Consider the following 21,436-nt stretch of genomic DNA (forward strand, 5'->3'; position numbering starts at 1 on the left):
TAATCCGGAGATGGCATGTCTCGTAAATTATTATTGAATGCTGTATCGATAGCAAATTCGGAACGAAGACGGCTTGTTATGCCGTTGCTCGGTTTTCCGGGAATTAACTTAGTTAAATCAACAATTAAGGTGGCTCAACAAAATTACATTGAGCATTTCAAAGTTTTGTATGCACTATACAATCAATTTCATCCTGATGGAATGTTTCCGTTAATGGATTTATCGCTTGAAGCAAACGCTTTGGGTTGTTATACTCACTTTCCCCCGTACGAATCTGCAACAGTTTTACATACCGATTTTGATGAGTCTACTCTTGAATTTATGAAGAAAATTGAAATTCAAGGAGATTCAAGGGTTTTGAGTTATTGTGCTACGGTAAAAAAAATGTCGGAGAGCTTTGAAAAATCGATAACCTGTGCTTATGTGACGGGTCCATATACTTTAGCAGGTTTAATATTGGGAGCGAGCAGAGCAGCCGAAATGACAATAACAAATCCTGAACTGTTAGATAACCTTTGCCAGATAGCTTACGAAAAAATTAAAGTTTATTCCAGAATGTTAACTGATTCGGGTGCAAAAGTGGTATGTGTTCTCGAGCCAAGCGCTGTTATGTTGGGACCCGAACAATTTATTCGATTCTCTGCCACATATATTAAAAAGATAACTGAGTTTTATGATAATTCTGACATCGCAATTATATACCATATATGTGGAAATTCAATGCATCTGATTGAAGCGATGTGTCAGTCAGGAGTAAATGGATTAAGTATCGATTCGCCTGAAGCGGGTATGAACATTAAGACAGTGTGTAAATTGGCTGGAGAAAATATCCTCGTAATTGGCAATATTAATCCTGCAGGTAAAATATTAAACGGAACATACGAAGAAGTATACAAAGAAACAGAAACGCTCTTAAAAGAAACGGAAGAATTCCCAAACTTTGTATTGAGTACAGGCTGCGATTTGCCTCAGGCAGTACCTATCGAGAATATAAAGGCATTTATGGATGCAGGAAGAAATTATAAATTGCCTTGAAAGTTGCAAAGTTATATACTCGTTCATTAAAAAGCCTTAGAACTTTTTTCATTATTATCAATCAAATTTCTCCTTATGAACGCAAGTTGAATAGTTCTATCCGCTGAAGCAAAATAAATTGAATCCTTCCTTAATAAGCTTAAACAATGCAAGTTCACCTTCGACTGGATTTGTATAAAAAGCTCCCATTTATTTTATATGGCAAAAGTAGATCATTACATTTAGATTTCTTAAGTAGATTTGGCAATCTGGTTAAATTTAATAATCTTTTGCTTTGTATATAGTAAGTATAATAGTGAGCGAAATTTTTTATACAGAAGTTTAATAGTCAATTGTCATCAAATAATTAAAATATACTCAGATCGTGGAGGAGAAATGAAAAGAATTTTAGTAATTGTTCTGTTGGCATTAATTTCAATTAATGTCATGGCGCAGAAAGGTTACAAGCCGACGGAGGAAAATCTTGAAAACCGCGAGTGGTTCAGAAATGCAAAGTTTGGCCTGTTTGTGCACTGGGGAATTTATAGTGTGCTCGGAGATGGTGAATGGGTTATGGAACAACAGAGAATTGATAAGCATACGTACGAAAAAGTTGCGTCGTTTTTCAATCCTGTTGAATTCGACCCGAAAGAATGGGTACAAATGATTAAAGATGCAGGTATGAAATACATCACTATTACAACTCGCCATCACGACGGATTCTCGATGTTCCATACAAAAGAGAGCGATTGGAATATCATCGATAAAACTCCATATAAAAAAGATATCATAAAAATGATTACTGATGAATGCCATAAAGAAGGAATTAAAATATTCTTTTATTATTCCCTCGTCGACTGGTATCATGAAGATTATTATCCGAGGGGTGCAACGGGACATTACAGTGGCAGAGGCGATAAAGGTGACTGGAATAAGTATATCGAATTCATGAAAGCACAGTTAACCGAATTGCTGACTAACTATGGTGAAATTGCAGGTATCTGGTTTGATGGATTATGGGACAAAGAGGATGCTGACTGGAAAATCGACGAAATTTATGAATTGATTCACAGACTGCAACCACAGTGCATGATTGGCAACAATCATCATCATGCCCCAAATGAAGGAGAGGATTTCCAGATGTTCGAAAAAGATTTGCCAGGACAAAATAAATCGGGCTTCAGTAAAGATACAGAAATAAGCAAACTTCCTCTCGAAACATGCGAAACAATTAATAATTCCTGGGGTTTCAATTTGCGGGATAAAAATTATAAATCCGTGAAAACCATTGTGGATTATCTTGTCAAAGCTGCTGGTAACGACGCTAACTTGTTATTGAATGTCGGTCCAATGCCGAATGGTAGAATTCAAAAAGAATTTGTCGATACATTGCGCAGTGTAGGCAAGTGGCTCCAGAAATATGGCGAAACTATCTATGACACAAGAAAAGGCCCAATTGAACCCCACTCGTGGGGAGTCAGCACTCAAAAAGGGAACAGAATTTTTATTCATCTACTCGCACCAGAAGACGAAGTTATCTTTCTGCCATATAGCGGAAGGGATATAAAACATATAAAGTTGTTTGATTCAAACAGGTCACTCGATTACATTCAAAATAAATTGGGAGTTTTAATAAAAATTGCGAAAGATGATTTTCAGCCTTACGACACAATCCTTGTGATTGAAACGAACGATTGACTTAGTGCTTGTTTTTAAAGATGATTGTAAACGTTGTGCCGACTCCTTTCTCACTTTCCACAGATATATCGGCATTATTTATTTCACAATATCTTTTAACTAAAGCGAGACCCAGTCCATTGCCTTCGAATTGTCTGGTGTAACCCCTTTGTTCCTGAGAAAAGGCAGAGAAAAGGTAAGGCAAATATTCTTTTGAAATTCCAATTCCAGTGTCGGAGATTTTGATAGTTACGTTCATTTTATCGTCACGGTAGGCTGCAATTTCTATTTTACCCTTGAAGGTATATTTAATTGCATTGTCTGTTAAATTAATAATTATCTGCGTTAAAGAATATTCATCCGCGTAAACGGTCAAATTAACGTCTTTTACATTCAAGACTAAATCGAGGTTTTTCTTTCTGGCTTTATGTTCAAATTCAAGGAATAATTCATCGAGTAGATTTCCAAGATTAATATCTTTAAAGTGCGTTTCGTAACTTCCAGTTTGCAACTCAGACATATTAAGAATAAGGTCGATTGTTCTTACTATTCTATCGCCGGCTTTATCGATTGATTCAAAACTTTCTTTGAGCAACTGGTCTTTTTCTGAGTCTACTGATTCCCGGATTAAGTCAACAAAATTCAAAATTGTATTTATGGGCGAGCGAATTTCATGCGACATCTGAGCTAAAAATTCACTTTTTAACTTTTCTGAACTTTCCGCTTTCTCTTTTGCTTTAAGTAATTCTTGTTCTATTTCTTTTCGTTCGTTAATTTCACGGATTAATTTTTCATTCAATGTAGTTTTTTCTCTGATGAGAGATTCAAGTTCGCTTTGTCTTTTACGTACGGAATTTATTTTAAGTCTGTAGCTCGTAAAAATAGCAAGCAGAATAACAGACGCTGCAAGTAACCTGAACCACCACGTCTGATAAAATGGTGGATGAATGATAATATTAATCTTAACACCCTTTTCGTTCCAGTATCCAAAGGAATTAGCAGCTTTGATATAGAGCGTATATTTACCCGGCGGTATTCTTGAAAAAACGGCATAGTTCAGATTACCGATATAATACCAGTTATTATCCAGACCTTCCATTTTATACGCATAAGAATTTTTATCGGGCGCCGAGAAATTCATAGCTGCAAATTTGATTGTAAATACATTTTGCTTGTATGTGAGATGTATCTCATTAAGATATGAAATGTGTTTTGGTAAAATAACATTACCGTCTATTTCATCTCCAATCTTGACAGGTGAGTTAAACAATTCAAAATCGGTCAATACAACTTTCGGAGGAATTGTATCGATTATTATTTCGTCAGGTTTAAACATAACCATTCCTTTATTGCCTCCGAAAATAAACTCGCCTGTAGTTTTAAGTTTTACGGCAGAACGGACGTAGTATTCATTGCTCGGCAGTCCGTTGCTTTTGTCGAAATTGATAAATGAGTTATTTGATGGATTGAATTTGGAAATTCCTTTATTTGTACCGATCCACAAATTTCCTTCGAAATCTTCCAGAATGCTCTGAATATTATTGTCAGGCAAACCGTCCTTCTTTGTATAACTCTTGAACGAAATATTTCCTTTTTCATCTGTAATAACTCTGTTTATACCCTGTACAGTTGCAACCCAGAGGTTGCCTCTACTGTCCTCAAATAAACTCAATACTTTATTGTCGCTTATGCTATTGGAATTATTGGGTATATGTTTAAAATGTTTGAAAGTCTTATTCTTGTAATCGAATAAGTCGAGTCCGCTTTCATCAGTACCAATCCATATTCTTCCTTTGCTATCCTGGAATGCGACCCACAAATTGTCGCTTGCAATGCTATTAGTATCGCGAGGATTGTGTTTTAAGTATATGAATGATTTTCTCCTTTTATCATAAATATTCAAACCGCCACCGTATGAAGCAAAAAGAATTTCGCCCGTATTTATCTGAGTAATAGAGAACATAAGATAGCTGCTCAATTGTGGAGTGGTGTAATTGATGAAATTGTTTCTTAAGGGATCGTATCTCGAAACTCCCTGATCTGTTGAAATCCATATTTCTCCATCTCGATCCTGATAAATAGTCCTTATTCTGTTATCGATCAACGAGTGAGAGTCGTCTGCATTATTCGTGAATTTAACAAATCCTTTGCGCGATGGATTAAATCTGTAAACTCCGTTACCGTAAGTTCCAATCCATAAATATCCATTTTTGTCTTCAAGTATGGAATAGATCATTGCAGGATTACCATATGAGTCGTTGTCTGGCAAATTAACGAAACGAAAACGAGATTTTTTAAAATCAAGTTTATTCACCCCTCCGCCGTTTGTTCCAATCCAGATTATTCCACCATTATCCTTGTAAAGTGAGAATACATTATTGCTATTAAGACTGTAGGGATTATTATGCTGATAATGAAAAGAAGTGAATTTTTCTTTCGATTTGTCGAATCTGAACAATCCGTTTATATTTGTTGCAATCCACAAATTACCGTCGTCATCTTCAATGATCGATCTTATTGTTTTATCAGGGCTTTTTGCTGTGAAAGGATTATAATAACGGATGAAGTTATTATTTTTAGAAGAATACCGATGGAGTCCTTCACTTGTACCAAGCCAGAGTTGACCTCTTTTATCTACGAAGAGGGCATTTACAAAATTAGATTGAAGACTGTTATCGTTGCCAGGAATATTAAAATAAAATTCTGAACTGTTATTTTCGGGATTAAACTTGATCAATCCATTCCAGGCACCCACCCAGATAATTCCCGTACTGTCTTCTGCAAGCGAGGTTATATATTCCGAACGTTCGTATTTATGAAAAGGAATAATTTGTGTGTAATCGATGAAACGGTCGGTTTCAAAGTCGTATCTGCATAGGCCTTTTTCTGTACCAATCCATAGCCTTCCTTTTGAATCGTATAATAGTGCTCTAACACGATTAGATATCAAGGGATTATTACTTCTATCTTCTCTTCGATATCTTGAAAATTTATCCTGAGAACGAATATATCGATTCAAACCTTCGCCTAATGAAGCTATCCAGAGGTCTTTGTTTTTGTCCTCAACAATCGAGTAAAACCCCTGGCCCAAAATGCTGGTTGAATCATCTGGATCAGTTTTGTAGACCTTAAAACCAAAACCGTCGTATCTATTGAGACCGTCAAAAGTTCCGAACCATAAAAATCCCTCAGAATCCTGAAAAATACATAATACTGTATTCTGGGAAAGACCATCCTCTGAGGTTAGATGTTCAAAACGATATTCTTGAGCGGTTGTTATTCCAGATTTGAAATAGAGTGTTAAAAAAAATAATATATAAGTAACAGGCAACTGCCCTTTTATGAAATCTATCAAATTGTGCATGCTGTAAAATAGTTATATCTTTATTTATTATCGAGCAAAATTACAATTTATTTTAATGAACTGGATGACTGGGATAAATGTTACAATCTCAATAAATGGAGGAATTATGTTAAGGAAAGTCGTTTTTTTATTTTTATCATTCACTCTGGTTTTTCCACAAACCAAAAGCAATATTTATGATTTCAACGTTAAAGATATCGATGGGAAAGACGTGTCACTAAGTAAGTACAGAGGAAAGGTTTTGTTAATTGTTAACGTAGCCAGTAAATGCGGCTTTACGCCCCAGTATGAAGGACTTCAAAAAATATATGAAAAATATAAAGAGAGAGGGTTTGAGATACTTGCATTCCCGTGCAACGACTTTAATGGCCAGGAGCCAGGTACAAATGAAGAAATTAAAGAATTTTGTACAACAAATTATAATGTTACATTTAATTTGTTCGATAAAATCCACGTACTTGGAAAAAATAAAGCGCCACTTTATGAATTCCTGATTAATTACAACGGGATTGAAACCGGCGACGTAAAGTGGAATTTCGAAAAATTTATTGTTGATAGAAACGGGAAAGTTGTCGCCCGATTTCGCAGCGCTGTAAAACCAGACAGCAGGGAAGTTATCGGACAAATTGAAAAATTACTTAACTGAAAATCAATTAAGTCCCAGTTCCTGCTTAACTTCCTGTTTAGCTGCAATGATGTCTCTGTGACTCAATTTCAGATTGTTAGTTACTAATCTGACTAGATGGTCTTCGTAACGATTTAAGTCTTTGTCTGCAAATATCAAATGCCATATATGTTTGACCAGCGTGTATTTTTCGTCTTCGTTGAGATATTGATTAATAACATTGGTGAATTCATAAATACTTACGCTATGTAACACTGCATCTTCGGCAATATCGAGAAGCTCATGGACTTCTTCGTCGTTTAATTTGAATAATTTTTTTATCGATTTAATTAGGGTTTGTCTTTCGTCGTTTGTAAATTGATTATCCGCTCTTGCAATTTCAAGAAAGATAGAAGCGGCTGCTAATTGTAATTTTTTGTTAGATTTTTGATTCTTTAAGATAGCATCGAGATTCGACATTTAATTTACTCCAATATTCGTATGAAATTTCGTCGGATAATATAAAAAAGATAATTGATAGAATTTTGATTATTTGTAGCTAGAGAGAAAAAATTTTCCCTCACATTTTGAAAACGGCCCAAAAACGAAGGGAATAAATAAATCAATTGAGTAATTTTATTTTTTTTGTTTTAGGCAATTGCTAAAAAAATATTTTTTAATTAAGTTACCATTCCCACGTGAGAGACAGAAGCTCTTAAAGTAATAAACAAGTTTCGTTCACCAATTGATTGGAGAACACATGAAGGTTAATCGTATCTTTACAGTCGAGGGGAAGGACCCTTTTGAATCAATTGAGTTTGTAAAACGTACATCTGAGATTAAAAATCCGGATGGTTCAATAGTCTTCCGAATGGAAGAAGTTACGGTACCTAAAGAATGGTCGCAGGTAGCAACAGATATTATTGCGCAAAAGTATTTCAGAAAAGCGGGTATACCTAAATTGCTTAAAAAGGTAAAGGAAGAAGGGGTGCCCAAGTGGTTGCAGCCCTCTGTACCTGACCTAAAATTAAGTGAATTGCCCGAAAAAGACCGATTTACATCCGAAACCGACGCACGGCAGGTATTTCATCGATTGGCCGGCACATGGACTTACTGGGGCTGGAAAGCTAAATATTTCGATTCAGAAGGGGATGCAAGGGCATTTTACGATGAACTGGTTTATATGCTGGCAAAACAATATGCAGCTCCCAATTCGCCACAATGGTTCAATACAGGGTTAAACTGGGCATACGGCATCAACGGACCAGCTCAAGGCCATTATTATGTCGATTTCCAAACTGGCGAATTAACGCAATCTGAAGATGCATATACACATCCACAGCCACACGCATGTTTTATTCAATCGATAAAAGACGACCTTGTCAACGAAGGTGGTATCATGGATCTCTGGGTACGCGAAGCACGCCTCTTCAAATATGGCTCGGGCACAGGCACAAACTTTTCTGATATCAGAGGAATAAATGAACCTCTCAGCGGTGGCGGTAAATCGTCCGGTTTGATGTCCTTCCTGAAAATCGGCGATAGGTCGGCCGGAGCTATTAAGTCCGGCGGCACTACACGTCGCGCTGCTAAAATGGTAACTCTCGATATCGACCATCCCGATATTGAGGAATATATAAACTGGAAAGTTGTTGAGGAACAAAAAGTTGCAGCGCTGGTGGCAGGTTCGAAAATTTGCAATTTTCACTTAAATAATATAATGAAGGCCTGCTACGAAGAACATCCCGAAAACGACCGTTTTAACAAAAGAACAAATTTAAAACTGAGGAAAGCAGTCATCGAAGCACGCAAGGCAAAAGTTCCCGAAAATTATATCGATCGCGTAATCAAATTAGCCAAGATGGGATTCCGTTCAATCGAATTTCCAATTTATGACACCGACTGGAATTCAGAAGCCTACGCAACCGTTTCGGGGCAGAATTCGAATAACTCTGTACGCGTTTCGAATGATTTTATGAAAGCTGTTTTAAACGACGAAGAATGGAATCTTTACTGGCGCACCGAAAAAAAGAAAGCTGCCAAAGAAGGAAGAAAACCAGTTCCATGCAAGACATTGAAAGCAAGAGACTTGTGGGATCAAATTGCATACGCGGCCTGGTCGTGTGCAGACCCCGGCTTACAATATGACACTACAATTAATGAATGGCACACCTGTCCAAAAAGTGGTAGGATTAGGGCTTCAAATCCATGTAGTGAATATATGTTCCTCGATGATACGGCTTGTAACCTGGCATCTTTAAATCTTGTCCGTTTCTATGACGAAAATAACCATAAATTTAATATCGAAGCTTATCGGCATGCCGTAAGACTCTGGACGATTGTACTGGAAATAAGCGTATTGATGGCTCAATATCCCAGCAAAGAGGTGGCGATAAACAGTTATGAATTCAGAACACTTGGACTGGGTTATGCAAATCTCGGCTCCTTATTGATGCGCCAGGGAATACCGTACGACAGCAAAGAGGCCACTGCAATTACAGGTGCATTGACAGCAATTATGCATATGCATGCTTACGCTACATCGGCTGAAATGGCAAAAGAATTAGGTACATTCAAACGTTATTCTGAAAACAAAGAGGATATGCTGAGGGTAATTCGAAATCATCACCGAGCTGCCTATAATGTACCTGCAAAAGAATACGAAGGACTTTCGATAATTCCGATGGGAATTGACCCTGAATATTGCCCATCCGATCTATTGAAAGCAGCCCGTCAGGATGCCGACCTCGCTCTGGAAATGGGCGAAAAATACGGTTTCAGAAACGCTCAGGTTACCGTTATTGCTCCTACAGGCACAATCGGTTTGGTAATGGACTGCGATACCACAGGAATTGAACCCGATTATGCGCTCGTTAAATTCAAAAAACTCGCAGGTGGAGGTTATTTCAAAATTATTAATCAATCGATTCCTCCTGCGCTCAGAAAACTTGGCTACAACGAAGATCAGATTAAAGAAATCGTTAAATATGCCAAAGGGTCAGGAACCTTAGAAGGATGCCCTTATATCAATCACGAATCCCTTAAAGCAAAAGGTTTTACTGAAGAAATACTGAACAAAATTGATAATATACTTCCCACTGTATTCGAAATCAGCTTCGCATTCAATAAATATACCTTAGGTGAAAAGTTCTTGAAAGAACAGCTCGGTTTTACCGAAGAGCAAATTAATGACATTGAATTCGATTTATTGACTGAACTCGGCTTTACACGTGAAGAAATTTCGGCAGCCAACGATTACGTTTGTGGTACAATGACAATTGAAGGTGCCCCTTTTCTTAAATACGAGCATTATCCCGTTTTTGACTGTGCCAATAAGTGCGGCAAAAGGGGAACTCGTTTTATAAAGCCAGAAGCTCATATAAGAATGATGGCGGCCGCTCAACCTTTTATTTCCGGTGCAATTTCCAAAACCATAAATCTACCGAACTCAGCTGAAATCGAAGATATTAAAAATGCATATATGCTGTCGTGGAAACTTGGATGTAAAGCCAATGCACTCTATCGCGATGGTTCCAAGCTTTCACAACCTCTTAATACTATGACCGAAGAGGAAATTGAGGAAATTCTCGAAAAGAAAGAAGAAAACGATATTGTAAAGATTGCGGAAAAAATTATTCACCGATATATTGCCAAAAGAAGAAGACTGCCCGACAGAAGAACCGGTTATACCCAAAAAGTGAAGATTAACGGACAATCGGTTTATCTTCGTACGGGAGAATATGAAAATGGACAGCTCGGCGAAATCTTTATTGATATGCACAAAGAAGGAGCTGCATTCCGAAGTCTTTTGAATTGTTTTGCCATCTCAATTTCCCTCGGATTACAGCACGGTGTACCTCTCGAAGAATTTGTGGACGCATTTGTATTTACTCGTTTCGAACCGAGTGGTATTGTAACTGGTCACCGCAGAATTAAAATGGCAACTTCTGTAATCGATTATATTTTCAGAGAACTGGCTGTCACTTATCTCGGTAGAAACGACCTGGCGCATGTCGACGAAGAAGAAGTAGCGGGTAATCGGAAACAAGCCGCTGCTTCCTGCCGTACTATTGTCGAAACCGACTATGTCGACGAGGAAGTGGTTAGTGAAAGAATGGTAGAACTCGATAAAAATTCAGAAAAAGACAATGGCAAATGGACTTCCTCTCCTAAGGTGGAAGACAAAATTAAAATGATTTCGCGTAACGATCCTGTAGCCAAAGCACGCGAACAAGGATACACCGGCGATATTTGTCCCGAATGCCAGAGCATGACGATGGTACGTAACGGAACTTGTTTGAAATGCACTACTTGCGGAGCTACTACCGGCTGCAGTTGATTTTTTTTACGAAGGGGGGCATATTGCCCCCTTTTTTATTTTTATAAAGGATTACGAGATTTTTTATATTTACCCAGTTCATTTTGATTATGTCCATTTTAATTGACTTTTTACCCTAAAAGGGATAGTTTTTCAGTCTTGATTTAGAATTATGATTGCCGAAAATATTAAAAATATACTGGATCGAATTGAGAGAGTATGCAATCGTTGCGGGCGCAGCTCAACGGAAATTAAGTTAATCGGCGTTACTAAAACCGTTCCTGAAGAAACTATTATCGAAGCTTATAATGCCGGGCTCAAAGTATTTGGCGAAAATAAAGCCCAGGAATTAAAAGACAAAGCAGATAATCTTGCCGATTACAGCGATATTGAATGGCATTTTATCGGCCATCTGCAGACGAACAAAGTTAAGTACGTTATTGATAAAGCCGAATATATACATTCGGTCGATTCGTTGAAACTTGCTGAAGAAATTGAAAAAAGAGCACAGAAAATTTCGAAAATCCAGAACGTTCTACTGGAAATTAAAACCTCTGAAGAAGTTTCCAAATTCGGATTGACAGATACGGATGAAATCTATCGCTTAGCAGAATTTTGTAAAAAATCTGCAAATTTAAAACTAACGGGTTTAATGACTATTGCTCCTTTTACAGATGACAAAAAGATCGTCCGAAATGCATTTATAAATTTGAAAAAGTTAAAAGAAAAATTGACAAGCGACGGTTTTGAAATGACTGAACTGTCGATGGGTATGACGAGCGACTTTGAAATTGCTATTGAAGAAGGAGCAACGATGGTACGGATTGGAACGGCAATTTTTGGAGAGAGGAGTAAATAAAAATGAAGTTTACTCCTTACGGCATAAAGAATCAGGAATTTAATAAATCCGTCAGAGGTTACGACAGAGACGAGGTTAAAGCCTTTTTGGAACGATTGGCCGATGAGTTTGAAAAAATATCAAGTGAAAACGAAAAATTGCAAAAAGAACTCGAGTTGAAGGAGGAACAATTAACTGAGTATAAAAGACTCGAAAAAAATTTGCAGGCAGCGCTGCTAAGTGCGACTGAAACAACATCAAAAGCGGTCGATTCTACAAAAAAGCAAACCGCATTAATGATTAAAGAAGCGGAAATTAAAGCTACCCAAATGATCGAAAAAGCCAAAGCAAGCGCAGATGCATTGAGAGAGTCAATAGTTAAACTGAGAGAAGAAAAAAAATTGTTGATTTCAAAATTAAAAGCTATGGTCGATACACAATCCAATTTAATGGAAATGATAGCTGATAAAAATAAAACAATGCCGGATCTTAAATTGAGGAGAGAAATAAAAGACGATTCCCAAAAGGAAGAGCAAACCGATATTAACGTAGACGATATACTGGAGAAGTTGCTATGAGTAAACTTATCGAAAATATTAATGAAACTTTGAATGTTATAAAAAAATATACGGATAAGAAATACGAAGTGGGGATCATCTTAGGAACTGGATTGGGTGGTCTGGTAAAAGAAATTGATGTCGAACATACGATCGACTATGGCGAACTACCTCACTTCCCACTTTCAACTGTAGAGTCGCATCAGGGAAAATTGATCTTCGGCAAAATCGGTAACAAAAACGTCGTTGCAATGCAGGGGAGATTTCATTACTACGAAGGATACTCCATGAAGCAAATTACTTATCCTGTTCGTGTAATGAAATTTCTCGGAGTTAAATATTTAATGGTTTCAAATGCATGCGGAGGCATGAATCCTCTTTTCAAAAGAGGAGACATAATGTTGATTGTCGACCATATAAATTTATTGGGCGATAATCCTTTAATCGGTCCGAATGAAGACCAGTTAGGACCGAGATTTCCAGATATGAGCGAGCCTTACAGCAAGGAATTAATAAAATTAGCGGAAGAAGCGGCTTTGAGAAATAAAATACGAATTCAAAAAGGGGTTTATGTGGCTGTCCCCGGACCAAATTTAGAAACTCGAGCAGAATACAGATTTTTGAGAACAATCGGCGCCGACGTCGTTGGAATGTCTACCGTTCCTGAAAATATAGTTGCCAATCACATGGGAATGAAGGTACTGGGTATAAGTATTATCACAGACGAATGTTTTCCCGAAGCTCTCAAACCGGTATCATTGGATGAAATTCTGCAAGCAGCAAACGAAGCTGAACCGAAAATGACTTTGATAATGAAGGAAGTGATCGAAGCATTATGACAGAAAGAAAAAATATCTATTATGCAACACCGGGATTATTGGCTGTAATAATTTTTGCGTCGGATTTTTTGAGTACTGAAATATTCAAGTCGGGTTATCAAGATTTTTCTGTATGGTTTCTTCTCTCGCTCTTTGCATTTGTATGCGGATGGCTTATTAATAAGACACTCGGTTATAATCATGGAGGCAAAGTTATTTTTGCAGTGATAATTTCTGTTTCATTCATAAGCGTTGTTATGATAACGATGTTCAGGGAATATTTCGGTCTTAATGATCTGCTGGTTGAAAACATGATTCTTTATTTGTTGCGAAACGTTATGCTTGGCTCGATGGCACTATTTGGGATGGTCACGTGTGAACTTTTAATCATGCAGCGCGATAAAATAGCTGGAGCAAAAAGTCGGGATGAGATTAAAAATTTACTTCAATCGGCTAAAAGAGAAGCTGATATTATAATCGACGAAGCTAAAATTGCTGCCGACAAAATTATATACGAAGCTCAAAAAACAGCCGACGAAATTATCAGTCGTAAAAATCAGCTCGAAATGCAATTGAAAGAATTAATTGCAACTGAAAAAGAATTAATCAAAAAATATGAAGCAGAAGAATAGTTACTCATTAATATAGAGATAAAAGATGTTCAAGCAATTTGATGAAAAAATAAGTTACCCGAAAATCGAAGAAAAAATTCTCAAGTACTGGAAGGAGAATAAAATATTCGAGAAAAGCATCGAAACAAGGAATAAAAATTTTCATTTCACGTTTTATGAAGGTCCTCCAACTGTAAATGGCAAACCGGGCATTCATCACGTGATGGCACGTACGCTGAAAGACCTCGTCTGCCGTTATAAAGCCATGAAAGGATTTCGAATTCAACGTAAAGCTGGGTGGGATACTCATGGTCTTCCTATCGAGATTGCACTCGAAAAAGAACTCGGATTTACTCAAAAGTCGGACATCGAAAAATACGGCGTCGGCAAGTTCAATAAAAAGGCGAAAGAACTTGTTTACCATCATATCGAAATGAAGGAAGGATGGCGCACACTTACCGAAAGAATGGGCTACTGGATTAACCTCGACGACCCGTATATTACATGTACAAATGAATATATTGAATCGGTATGGTGGGCACTGTCAGAATACTTTAAAAAAGGATTGATCTACAAGGGCTTCAAGATTGTTCCGCAATGCCCACATTGTGAAACTCCTCTGTCGTCGCATGAACTTGCACTTGGCTATAAAGATGTACGTGATCCGAATGTTTATGTAAAGTTCAAACTGAAAGACGAGGACGCATCGGTACTTGTATGGACAACTACGCCGTGGACGCTTATTTCGAACGTGGCTTTAGCAGTTGGAGAAGAGATCGATTATGTTAAAATTAAGACAGAGAATCACGGTGTGCTCTACCTGGCAAAAGCTCGACTCTCGGTTATAACTGAAAATTATGAAATACTGGCAGAGTTGAAGGGCAAAGACCTACTCAACAGGGAATATATTCCGTTATTCAATTACATAAAGGTTAATAAAAAAGCGTGGTACATTATAGCAGGAGATTTTGTTAGTACAGAAGACGGTTCGGGAGTGGTGCATATAGCCCCTGCTTTCGGCGCTGACGACTATGAAGTTTCTATTAAATACGATCTTCCATTTATTCAACCTGTTACTAAAAACGGTCGTTTTACTGACGAAGTTACAGATTTTGCAGGTAGGCTGATTAAGTCAATTAAATTCGAAACGCACGAAGAAAAAGGAGTCGATCCGGATATCATTAAAAATCTTAAAGAAAGAGGATTGATTTACAGAGCAACAACGGATTATCTTCACTCATATCCTCATTGCTGGCGATGCGACAATCCTTTAATTTATTATGCCAGAGACAGCTGGTATATTAGAACCACACAGATAGCACACAGAATGATAGAACTCAACAAAACAATTAATTGGCATCCACCAGAAGTTGGTGCCGGTCGATTTGGAAATTGGCTGGAAGAAAATAAAGACTGGTCGCTATCTAGAGATAGATATTGGGGAACCCCGCTTCCAATCTGGATTAACGAAGATGGGGAGATGTTTGCAGTTGGTTCAATTGCTGAATTGAAGGAAGGCTTTGTAATTAGGGACGGCAAGAAAATTGCTGTAAAAGATTTACCAGATGACGAAATCGATTTGCATAAACCATTTGTTGATGAAATCAAGTTCGAAAAAGGAGGGAAGATCTATTCCAGAACTCCGGAATTGATCGACGTCTGGTTCGATAGCGGTGCCATGCCCTTCGCACAATTTCATTATCCCTTTGAAAATAAAGAATTATTCGAACAAAATTACCCTGCAGATTTTATTTGCGAGGGCATCGATCAAACACGTGGCTGGTTCTATACTTTGCATGCAATTGGTACGATGCTATTCGACAGCATTACTTTTAAGAATGTTATTGTAAATGAACTTGTGCTCGATAAAAATGGACTTAAAATGTCCAAATCGAGGGGCAATACAGTCGATCCCTTTGCTTTGTTTGAAAAATACGGGGCCGACTCAACCCGATGGTATCTGGTAACCATAAGTCCACCATGGAAACCAACTTTGTTCGACGAAGATGGCATTGTAGAAGTACAGAGAAAATTTTTCGGAACGCTTGTCAATACCTATTCCTTCTTTGCACTCTATGCAAACATCGACAAATTTACTCATCAAGAAGAAATAATCCCTTACGAAGAGCGTCCAGAAATTGATAGATGGATTATATCCAAATTAAATGCGCTCGTGGAAGAATACGAAAAATATATGGAAGATTACGAGGTTACCAAAGCCGCCAGAGCTTTATCGAATTTTACTATCGACCAATTATCCAACTGGTACGTAAGGAGAAACAGACGCAGATTCTGGAAATCGGAAATTAACAAAAATAAATTATCAGCTTATCAAACATTATATGAATGTTTAATTACCGTTTCAAAATTAACAGCTCCATTTGCTCCGTTTATCGCCGAAGAGATCTATCTTAATCTGAATGAGGTAACGAAAAAAGAAGATTTTGAGTCGGTACATCTGGCATATTATCCAAAATCGGGTTACAGAGACAAAGCGCTCGAAACAAAAATGGACGTAGCTCAGAGGGTTGTTTATCTTGCTCGTTCGATCAGAGCAAAAAATAATCTTAAAGTACGTCAGCCGCTACGGAAGATGATGGTCTATGTCGATAAAGATTTACGTGATGCGCTCACTAAAATGAAAGATGTGGTTCTTGAGGAGGTTAATATCAAAGAAATGGTAATTCTCGAAGACGACGCTGGTATAGTAAACAAAAGTGCAAAACCGAATTTCAAAACGATTGGTCCAAAATTTGGAAAACTCGTAAAAAAATTGGCGGAAAAAATTAAAGAACTCGATAAAGAGTCGATTAAACTTATTGAAAAAGGAGAAACAGTTGAGATTGACGTCGAAGGTGAAAGGGTGTCGATCGGTAAAGAAGACGTGGAAATTGTAAGCAGCGAGATCGAAGGCTGGCTCGTAGAGACGGAAGAAGGAGTAACAGTCGCAATTGACACTGAACTGACAGAGGAACTTATTGCAGAAGGTTATGTAAGAGAATTCGTCAATAGAGTTCAGAACATGAGAAAAGATCTCGATTTTGAGGTAACCGACAGAATCGATCTTTATGTTGACGGCGACGAAAAGTTAATTAAATATTTGAGCAATTTTAACGATTATATATCAAATGAAGTCCTTGCAAAAACGATTAAATTTAATGCTGAAGGCGGTAATGTTCAAGAATGGGAATTGGGAGATTTCAGGTGCAAGATCGGTATTGAAAAAGCAATAACTTAGTAACGGAGGAAACATGGCAAAGAAACAGACTCAAAAGAAGAGTTCTGCCGGTTCAAAAAAAACGTCGGCCAAGAGTGTTAAAACGAAAAATACTGTCTCGGCTGCTTCAAAAAAGAAGACGCTCGACAAAAAAGCGACAACTAAAACTTCGAAAAAAGCGACACTCAAAAGAAGCGTTGCATCGAAGAAATCTAATGCTGAAACAAAAACAAAGAAAAAAATCCCGAAAACTACGGAGCAGAAAAAAATGACATCTGATAATAAAGTTGAAGTAATGTCCCCAACCAAAAAAATAAGAAAAATTCAAGGGTATTCGAAAGCTGAACTTGAAGAATTCAAACAAATTATTATTCAAAAAAGAAATGAAATAATCGAACAACTTCAGGCGCTTAAAGAACAAATGATGGATCCATCCACTGGACAATACGTAAACGAGAATTCGCCTTATTCGCTCCATATGGCCGAACAGGGTACAGACGCAATGGAACGTGAAAAACTTTATCTCTGGGCACAGCGTGAAAACAAATTTTTGGGCTATCTCGACGAAGCATTGCAAAGAATCGAAAATGGAACCTACGGTATTTGTATTGAATGTATCGACGAGCCTCAACATCTTTGTCCAACATGTCCATTAATTCCAAAAGAAAGACTAAAAGCCGTGCCGCATACCCAGCATTGTTTGCAGGTAAAACAAAAGATGCAATCCAAATAATTTACGGAATATTAAGTGAAAGCACTTTATGTAACTTTAACAGTAATAGTAATTGACCAGATAACTAAATTAATTGTAAAGGGAATCTCGATCCCCTTTTTGAATCTCCATTTTGAAGGCATGTCGTATGGTGAAAGTATCAACGTCATAGGCGATTTTTTTAAGATTACTTTTGTTGAAAATCCCGGACTGGCATTTGGAATCGATGTAAATGACAGTGCTAAATTGTTGCTCTCAATCTTTTCGTTAATTGCTAGTGCTGGAATCTTCTACTATTTATATAAATCGAAACACCAGAAACTTGTTGTGCGTGCTGCTCTTGCTTTGATACTTGGTGGGGCTATTGGTAATTTGATAGACCGCACTTTTTACGGTGTTATTTATGGATATGCGCCAATATTTTACGGTAGAGTAGTCGACTTTTTCAACGTCGATTTCTTTGACTTTACAATTCTGGGAAGAACATATGACCGCTGGCCTATTTTTAATATTGCGGATGCTTCTGTAACGATTGGAGTAATTTTACTGGTGATCTTTCATGGCAGTGTAAAAGAGGATGTTCATATAAAGCAAACGACCGATTCGGGTGAAATTGTAAAAAAATATGATGAACTATCGACAATAAATTTGTCTGTGGCTGATGTCAAGGATAGTAACGGAAAAGAAGATTAGGATTGAAATACCTCCAGGCAAAAAAAAAGAAAGAATAGACGTATTTCTATCAAATTCAATCGAACATTCCACGCGATCCAAAATTCAGAAATTAATTAAATCTGAACTCGTCTTTGTAAATGGTAAAATTGTTAAAGCCAATTATCTTGTTAACCCTGGAGATATTATTGACGTAACAATTCCGATTTCTCCTCGCCCTGAAGAAACAATTCCAGAGGAAATTCCACTGGATATTGTTTACGAAGATGAATATTTATTGATTGTAAATAAGCTTGCAGGAATGGTAACGCATCCCGCATTTGGTAATTACACGGGTACGCTTGTAAATGCTTTGCTTGCTTATACGAATAAATTAAGTCAGTTGAACGATAAAGGAAGGCCGGGGATAGTTCATCGGCTCGATAAAAACACAAGCGGGCTTCTTCTGATTGCCAAAGACGAATGGACACATGCCCAACTGGCAAAGCAATTTTCTGCGCATACCATCGATAGGGAATACTGGGCGGTGTGCTGGGGATTATTTAAAGAAAAAAAAGGTGAGGTAATCGGAAACATTGCGCGGTCAACTAAGGACAGGAAAAAATTTGCCGTCAGTGAAAGTGAAGGGAAATATGCCCACACATTTTATGAAGTCATTGAAGAATATGATTTTGCATCGCTTGTAAAATTAAGATTGAAAACTGGCAGAACCCACCAAATTAGAGTGCACATGTCGCATATTAATCATCCCATCTTTGGCGACCCAACATACGGCGGTAGAAAAATTGTATATGGTGCAGAACTTCCGAAAATGAAAAGCAGGGTTGAAAATCTCTTGAATATTATGGAACGTCAGGCACTTCACGCTAAAACGCTTGGATTTATTCATCCACACACCAAAGAAAAAATGTTTTTCGATTCCGAGTTAACGGAAGATTTTCAATTGCTTCTGCAAAAACTTAAAAATGATCCCTAAACTTTTTTCTTTCTTTTACGATAATAAATTGCCCTAAGGAACCATACCTACCAATCTTTTGAAAGGACCACATATTTTGTGGTCCCCCACTTTAAAAATTATTTTTTAATTATAGTATGGATAATTTCCAGAAGGTCATCCTGTTCATAAGGTTTAGCAATATAATAGTCGAAACCTTCCTTAAGGAGTTTTTTCTCGTCGCGAAGGAGCGCATACCCGGTTATTGCTATAAGTGGCAGGTTTTTGTATGCTGAATTTTTCCTTACTTCTCTTGCAAAATCGATTCCTGAAGGTCCACTTCCAAGGTTGATGTCAACAAGAATGGCAGTATAAGTGCCATGCTTTAATTTTTCGATAGCTTCATAATAATCGAATGCAGTATCAACTTCGCAAATTTCTTTTAGATAGAGGCTTACAAGTTCGGCATTGAGAATATTGTCCTCTATACTTAGAATTCTGGGTTTGCTTTCGTCAGGTGAGATAATTTTATTTTTGTCCGTTCGACGTGATTTTTTTTCGATAGGAGCAAGTTCTTTATTGTTAAATGTGCCCGGCAGAGTGATTGTAAAGATTGAACCTTTGCCTAGTTCACTTTCGACGCTAATGTCACCATTCATCAAGTTTGCCATTTTTTTTGCAACTGCAAGGCCGAGTCCGCTGCCTTCAAAATTTCTCCTAATGCCTTCACTTATCTGGCGGAATTCTCTGAATATTTTTTCCTGATCCTTTTTAGCTATGCCAATACCAGTATCAATTACTCTTATGGTTGCCAGTATCTGGTTATCCGGTCCAATTTTTGAATTGACTTCTACTGTCACTCCACCTTTTTGAGTAAATTTGATCGCATTGTCTACTATGTGCATTAAAATTTGTTTAAATAAATTTTCGTCTGCTACAGCATTAATATCATTATTAAGCACTTTTATGTCGAACGTAAGGGATTTTTCCGCTGCTGTTTTATTATAATTTGTAAGAAAATACTTCGTATACGAGCCGAGATTGAATTCTGTTATATTGATTGGTATTGTGCCGGATTCGATTTCAGATAAATTAAGAATTGAATTAAGGGTAATGAGTAAACGCTTGCCGGATTTCAAAATTTTATCGACCATTTCCACCTGATCGGTATTTTTAAGGTCGTCTCTCAGTAAGCTGGCAAATCCGATTATCCCAGTTAATGGAGTTCTCAATTCGTGACTCATATTTGAAAGTAGAGTGGATTTAAGCCGATTGGCTTCTTCCGAACTGTCAAGAGCTCTTTTGAGCTCAAATTCCATTTCTTTCTTTTCAGTAATATCTTCTTTGATAGCGAGGAAATTCGTTATTTCGCCGTCTTCATTACGAATGGGTGAGATGCTAACTGATTCCCAATATAATTCACCGTTTTTCTTTTTGTTCTTAAATTCGCCACGCCATTCTTTTCCAGACAATATATTTTCCCACAGGTCTTTATAAATGTGCTCTGAGGTATATCCCGATTTTAGTATACTGGTTTTTTTACCGTAAACTTCTTCGAAAAAATATCCCGTTACTTCGGTGAATTTTGGATTTGTGTACTCGATTCTCCCTTCGAGGTCGGTTATGATGATAATTGAGGAACTTTGATCCACAATGCGGGAAAGTTTATTTATCTGTTCGGAAATTTTCTTTTTTTCAGTAATGTCTCGAATAAATATTAAATCATAAACTTCGTTGTCTAACGGAATAGTTTTAAGATTAATTTCTATGTCGAACTCTGTCATATCTTTTTTAATACCACGAAGATGATAATTCTTCAATTCAGTCGAAGTGTTTCTACATTCTTCTACTTTCTCCTTGAAGCGTTTGAAATATTTCTCATGGATAAATTCTGTGAATTGACGGTAAATAAGCTGGTCCCTATCGATGTAACCGAAAGTATTACGAAATACTTTGTTGTGATAAATAATTGAGTAATCTTTTAAGATAACAATGGCATCGAATGAATGATCGAAAGCATTGAGTAGAAGTGAATCAATATTTGGAGTCGATTTCATACTGTTGAATAATTCCAATAGTTTTGAGAGATTATTATTCATC

Annotated in this window: 15 protein-coding genes; 12 read left to right on the forward strand and 3 right to left on the reverse strand. The window is 37.2% G+C overall.

From position 1 onward, the window contains the following. The first annotated feature begins 15 nt into the window (after positions 1–15). Both ACUN8G_RS01345 and ACUN8G_RS01350 read left to right on the forward strand, forming a co-directional pair. Positions 16–1,035: a uroporphyrinogen decarboxylase family protein gene (locus ACUN8G_RS01345; RefSeq protein ID WP_437346999.1), complete on the forward strand. Its 1,020-nt coding sequence runs from the start codon at positions 16–18 to the stop codon at positions 1,033–1,035. A 375-nt stretch (positions 1,036–1,410) separates the two neighbouring features. After that, on the forward strand, positions 1,411–2,712 hold the full coding sequence (locus ACUN8G_RS01350; protein ID WP_437347000.1) for an alpha-L-fucosidase: 1,302 nt from the start codon (positions 1,411–1,413) through the stop codon (positions 2,710–2,712). A gap of 1 nt (position 2,713) precedes the next feature. Here ACUN8G_RS01350 and ACUN8G_RS01355 read toward each other — a convergent pair whose 3' ends face one another. Further along, positions 2,714–6,046 carry a sensor histidine kinase gene (locus ACUN8G_RS01355; protein ID WP_445480890.1) on the reverse strand — a complete coding sequence of 1,111 codons (3,333 nt, stop codon included), beginning with the start codon at positions 6,044–6,046 and terminating at the stop codon, positions 2,714–2,716. 115 nt (positions 6,047–6,161) lie between these two features. Between ACUN8G_RS01355 and ACUN8G_RS01360 the strand changes: the two genes are divergently transcribed. After that, the gene (locus ACUN8G_RS01360; protein WP_437347002.1) at positions 6,162–6,701 is read left to right on the forward strand and encodes a glutathione peroxidase; all 540 of its coding nucleotides are present in this window, start codon (positions 6,162–6,164) and stop codon (positions 6,699–6,701) included. 3 nt (positions 6,702–6,704) lie between these two features. On the opposite strand, the gene ACUN8G_RS01365 is transcribed toward ACUN8G_RS01360, so the two are convergent. Further along, positions 6,705–7,139 carry a tellurite resistance TerB family protein gene (locus ACUN8G_RS01365; protein WP_437347003.1) on the reverse strand — a complete coding sequence of 145 codons (435 nt, stop codon included), beginning with the start codon at positions 7,137–7,139 and terminating at the stop codon, positions 6,705–6,707. A gap of 280 nt (positions 7,140–7,419) precedes the next feature. Between ACUN8G_RS01365 and ACUN8G_RS01370 the strand changes: the two genes are divergently transcribed. The 9 genes from ACUN8G_RS01370 (at position 7,420) to ACUN8G_RS01410 (ending at position 19,378) form a co-directional block, all read left to right on the forward strand. Continuing rightward, on the forward strand, positions 7,420–10,998 hold the full coding sequence (locus tag ACUN8G_RS01370; RefSeq protein ID WP_437347004.1) for a vitamin B12-dependent ribonucleotide reductase: 3,579 nt from the start codon (positions 7,420–7,422) through the stop codon (positions 10,996–10,998). 151 nt (positions 10,999–11,149) lie between these two features. Further along, on the forward strand, positions 11,150–11,836 hold the full coding sequence (locus ACUN8G_RS01375; RefSeq protein ID WP_437347005.1) for a YggS family pyridoxal phosphate-dependent enzyme: 687 nt from the start codon (positions 11,150–11,152) through the stop codon (positions 11,834–11,836). A gap of 2 nt (positions 11,837–11,838) precedes the next feature. Beyond that, positions 11,839–12,393, forward strand: a complete 555-nt coding sequence (locus ACUN8G_RS01380; protein ID WP_437347006.1) for a DivIVA domain-containing protein — start codon at positions 11,839–11,841, stop codon at positions 12,391–12,393. Continuing rightward, positions 12,390–13,211, forward strand: a complete 822-nt coding sequence (locus ACUN8G_RS01385; protein ID WP_437347007.1) for a purine-nucleoside phosphorylase — start codon at positions 12,390–12,392, stop codon at positions 13,209–13,211. The genes ACUN8G_RS01380 and ACUN8G_RS01385 overlap by 4 nt, the downstream gene beginning before the upstream one ends. After that, on the forward strand, positions 13,208–13,822 hold the full coding sequence (locus ACUN8G_RS01390) for a hypothetical protein (protein WP_437347008.1): 615 nt from the start codon (positions 13,208–13,210) through the stop codon (positions 13,820–13,822). Before ACUN8G_RS01385 ends, ACUN8G_RS01390 begins: the two co-directional genes overlap by 4 nt. 25 nt (positions 13,823–13,847) lie before the next feature. Then, complete coding sequence (gene ileS / locus ACUN8G_RS01395; RefSeq protein ID WP_437347009.1) at positions 13,848–17,039, forward strand: isoleucine--tRNA ligase; 3,192 nt, start codon at positions 13,848–13,850, stop codon at positions 17,037–17,039. A 13-nt stretch (positions 17,040–17,052) separates the two neighbouring features. Next, positions 17,053–17,751, forward strand: a complete 699-nt coding sequence (locus ACUN8G_RS01400; protein WP_437347010.1) for a TraR/DksA family transcriptional regulator — start codon at positions 17,053–17,055, stop codon at positions 17,749–17,751. 15 nt (positions 17,752–17,766) lie between these two features. Then, positions 17,767–18,423, forward strand: coding sequence for a signal peptidase II (lspA, locus tag ACUN8G_RS01405; protein WP_437347011.1), 657 nt, complete (start codon positions 17,767–17,769; stop codon positions 18,421–18,423). Further along, positions 18,392–19,378, forward strand: coding sequence for an RluA family pseudouridine synthase (locus tag ACUN8G_RS01410; RefSeq protein ID WP_437347012.1), 987 nt, complete (start codon positions 18,392–18,394; stop codon positions 19,376–19,378). Before lspA ends, ACUN8G_RS01410 begins: the two co-directional genes overlap by 32 nt. A 98-nt stretch (positions 19,379–19,476) precedes the next feature. On the opposite strand, the gene ACUN8G_RS01415 is transcribed toward ACUN8G_RS01410, so the two are convergent. After that, on the reverse strand, positions 19,477–21,435 hold the full coding sequence (locus ACUN8G_RS01415; RefSeq protein ID WP_437347013.1) for a hybrid sensor histidine kinase/response regulator: 1,959 nt from the start codon (positions 21,433–21,435) through the stop codon (positions 19,477–19,479). Position 21,436 lies beyond the last annotated feature (1 nt).

The sequence above is a fragment of the Melioribacter sulfuriphilus genome (assembly GCF_052656625.1).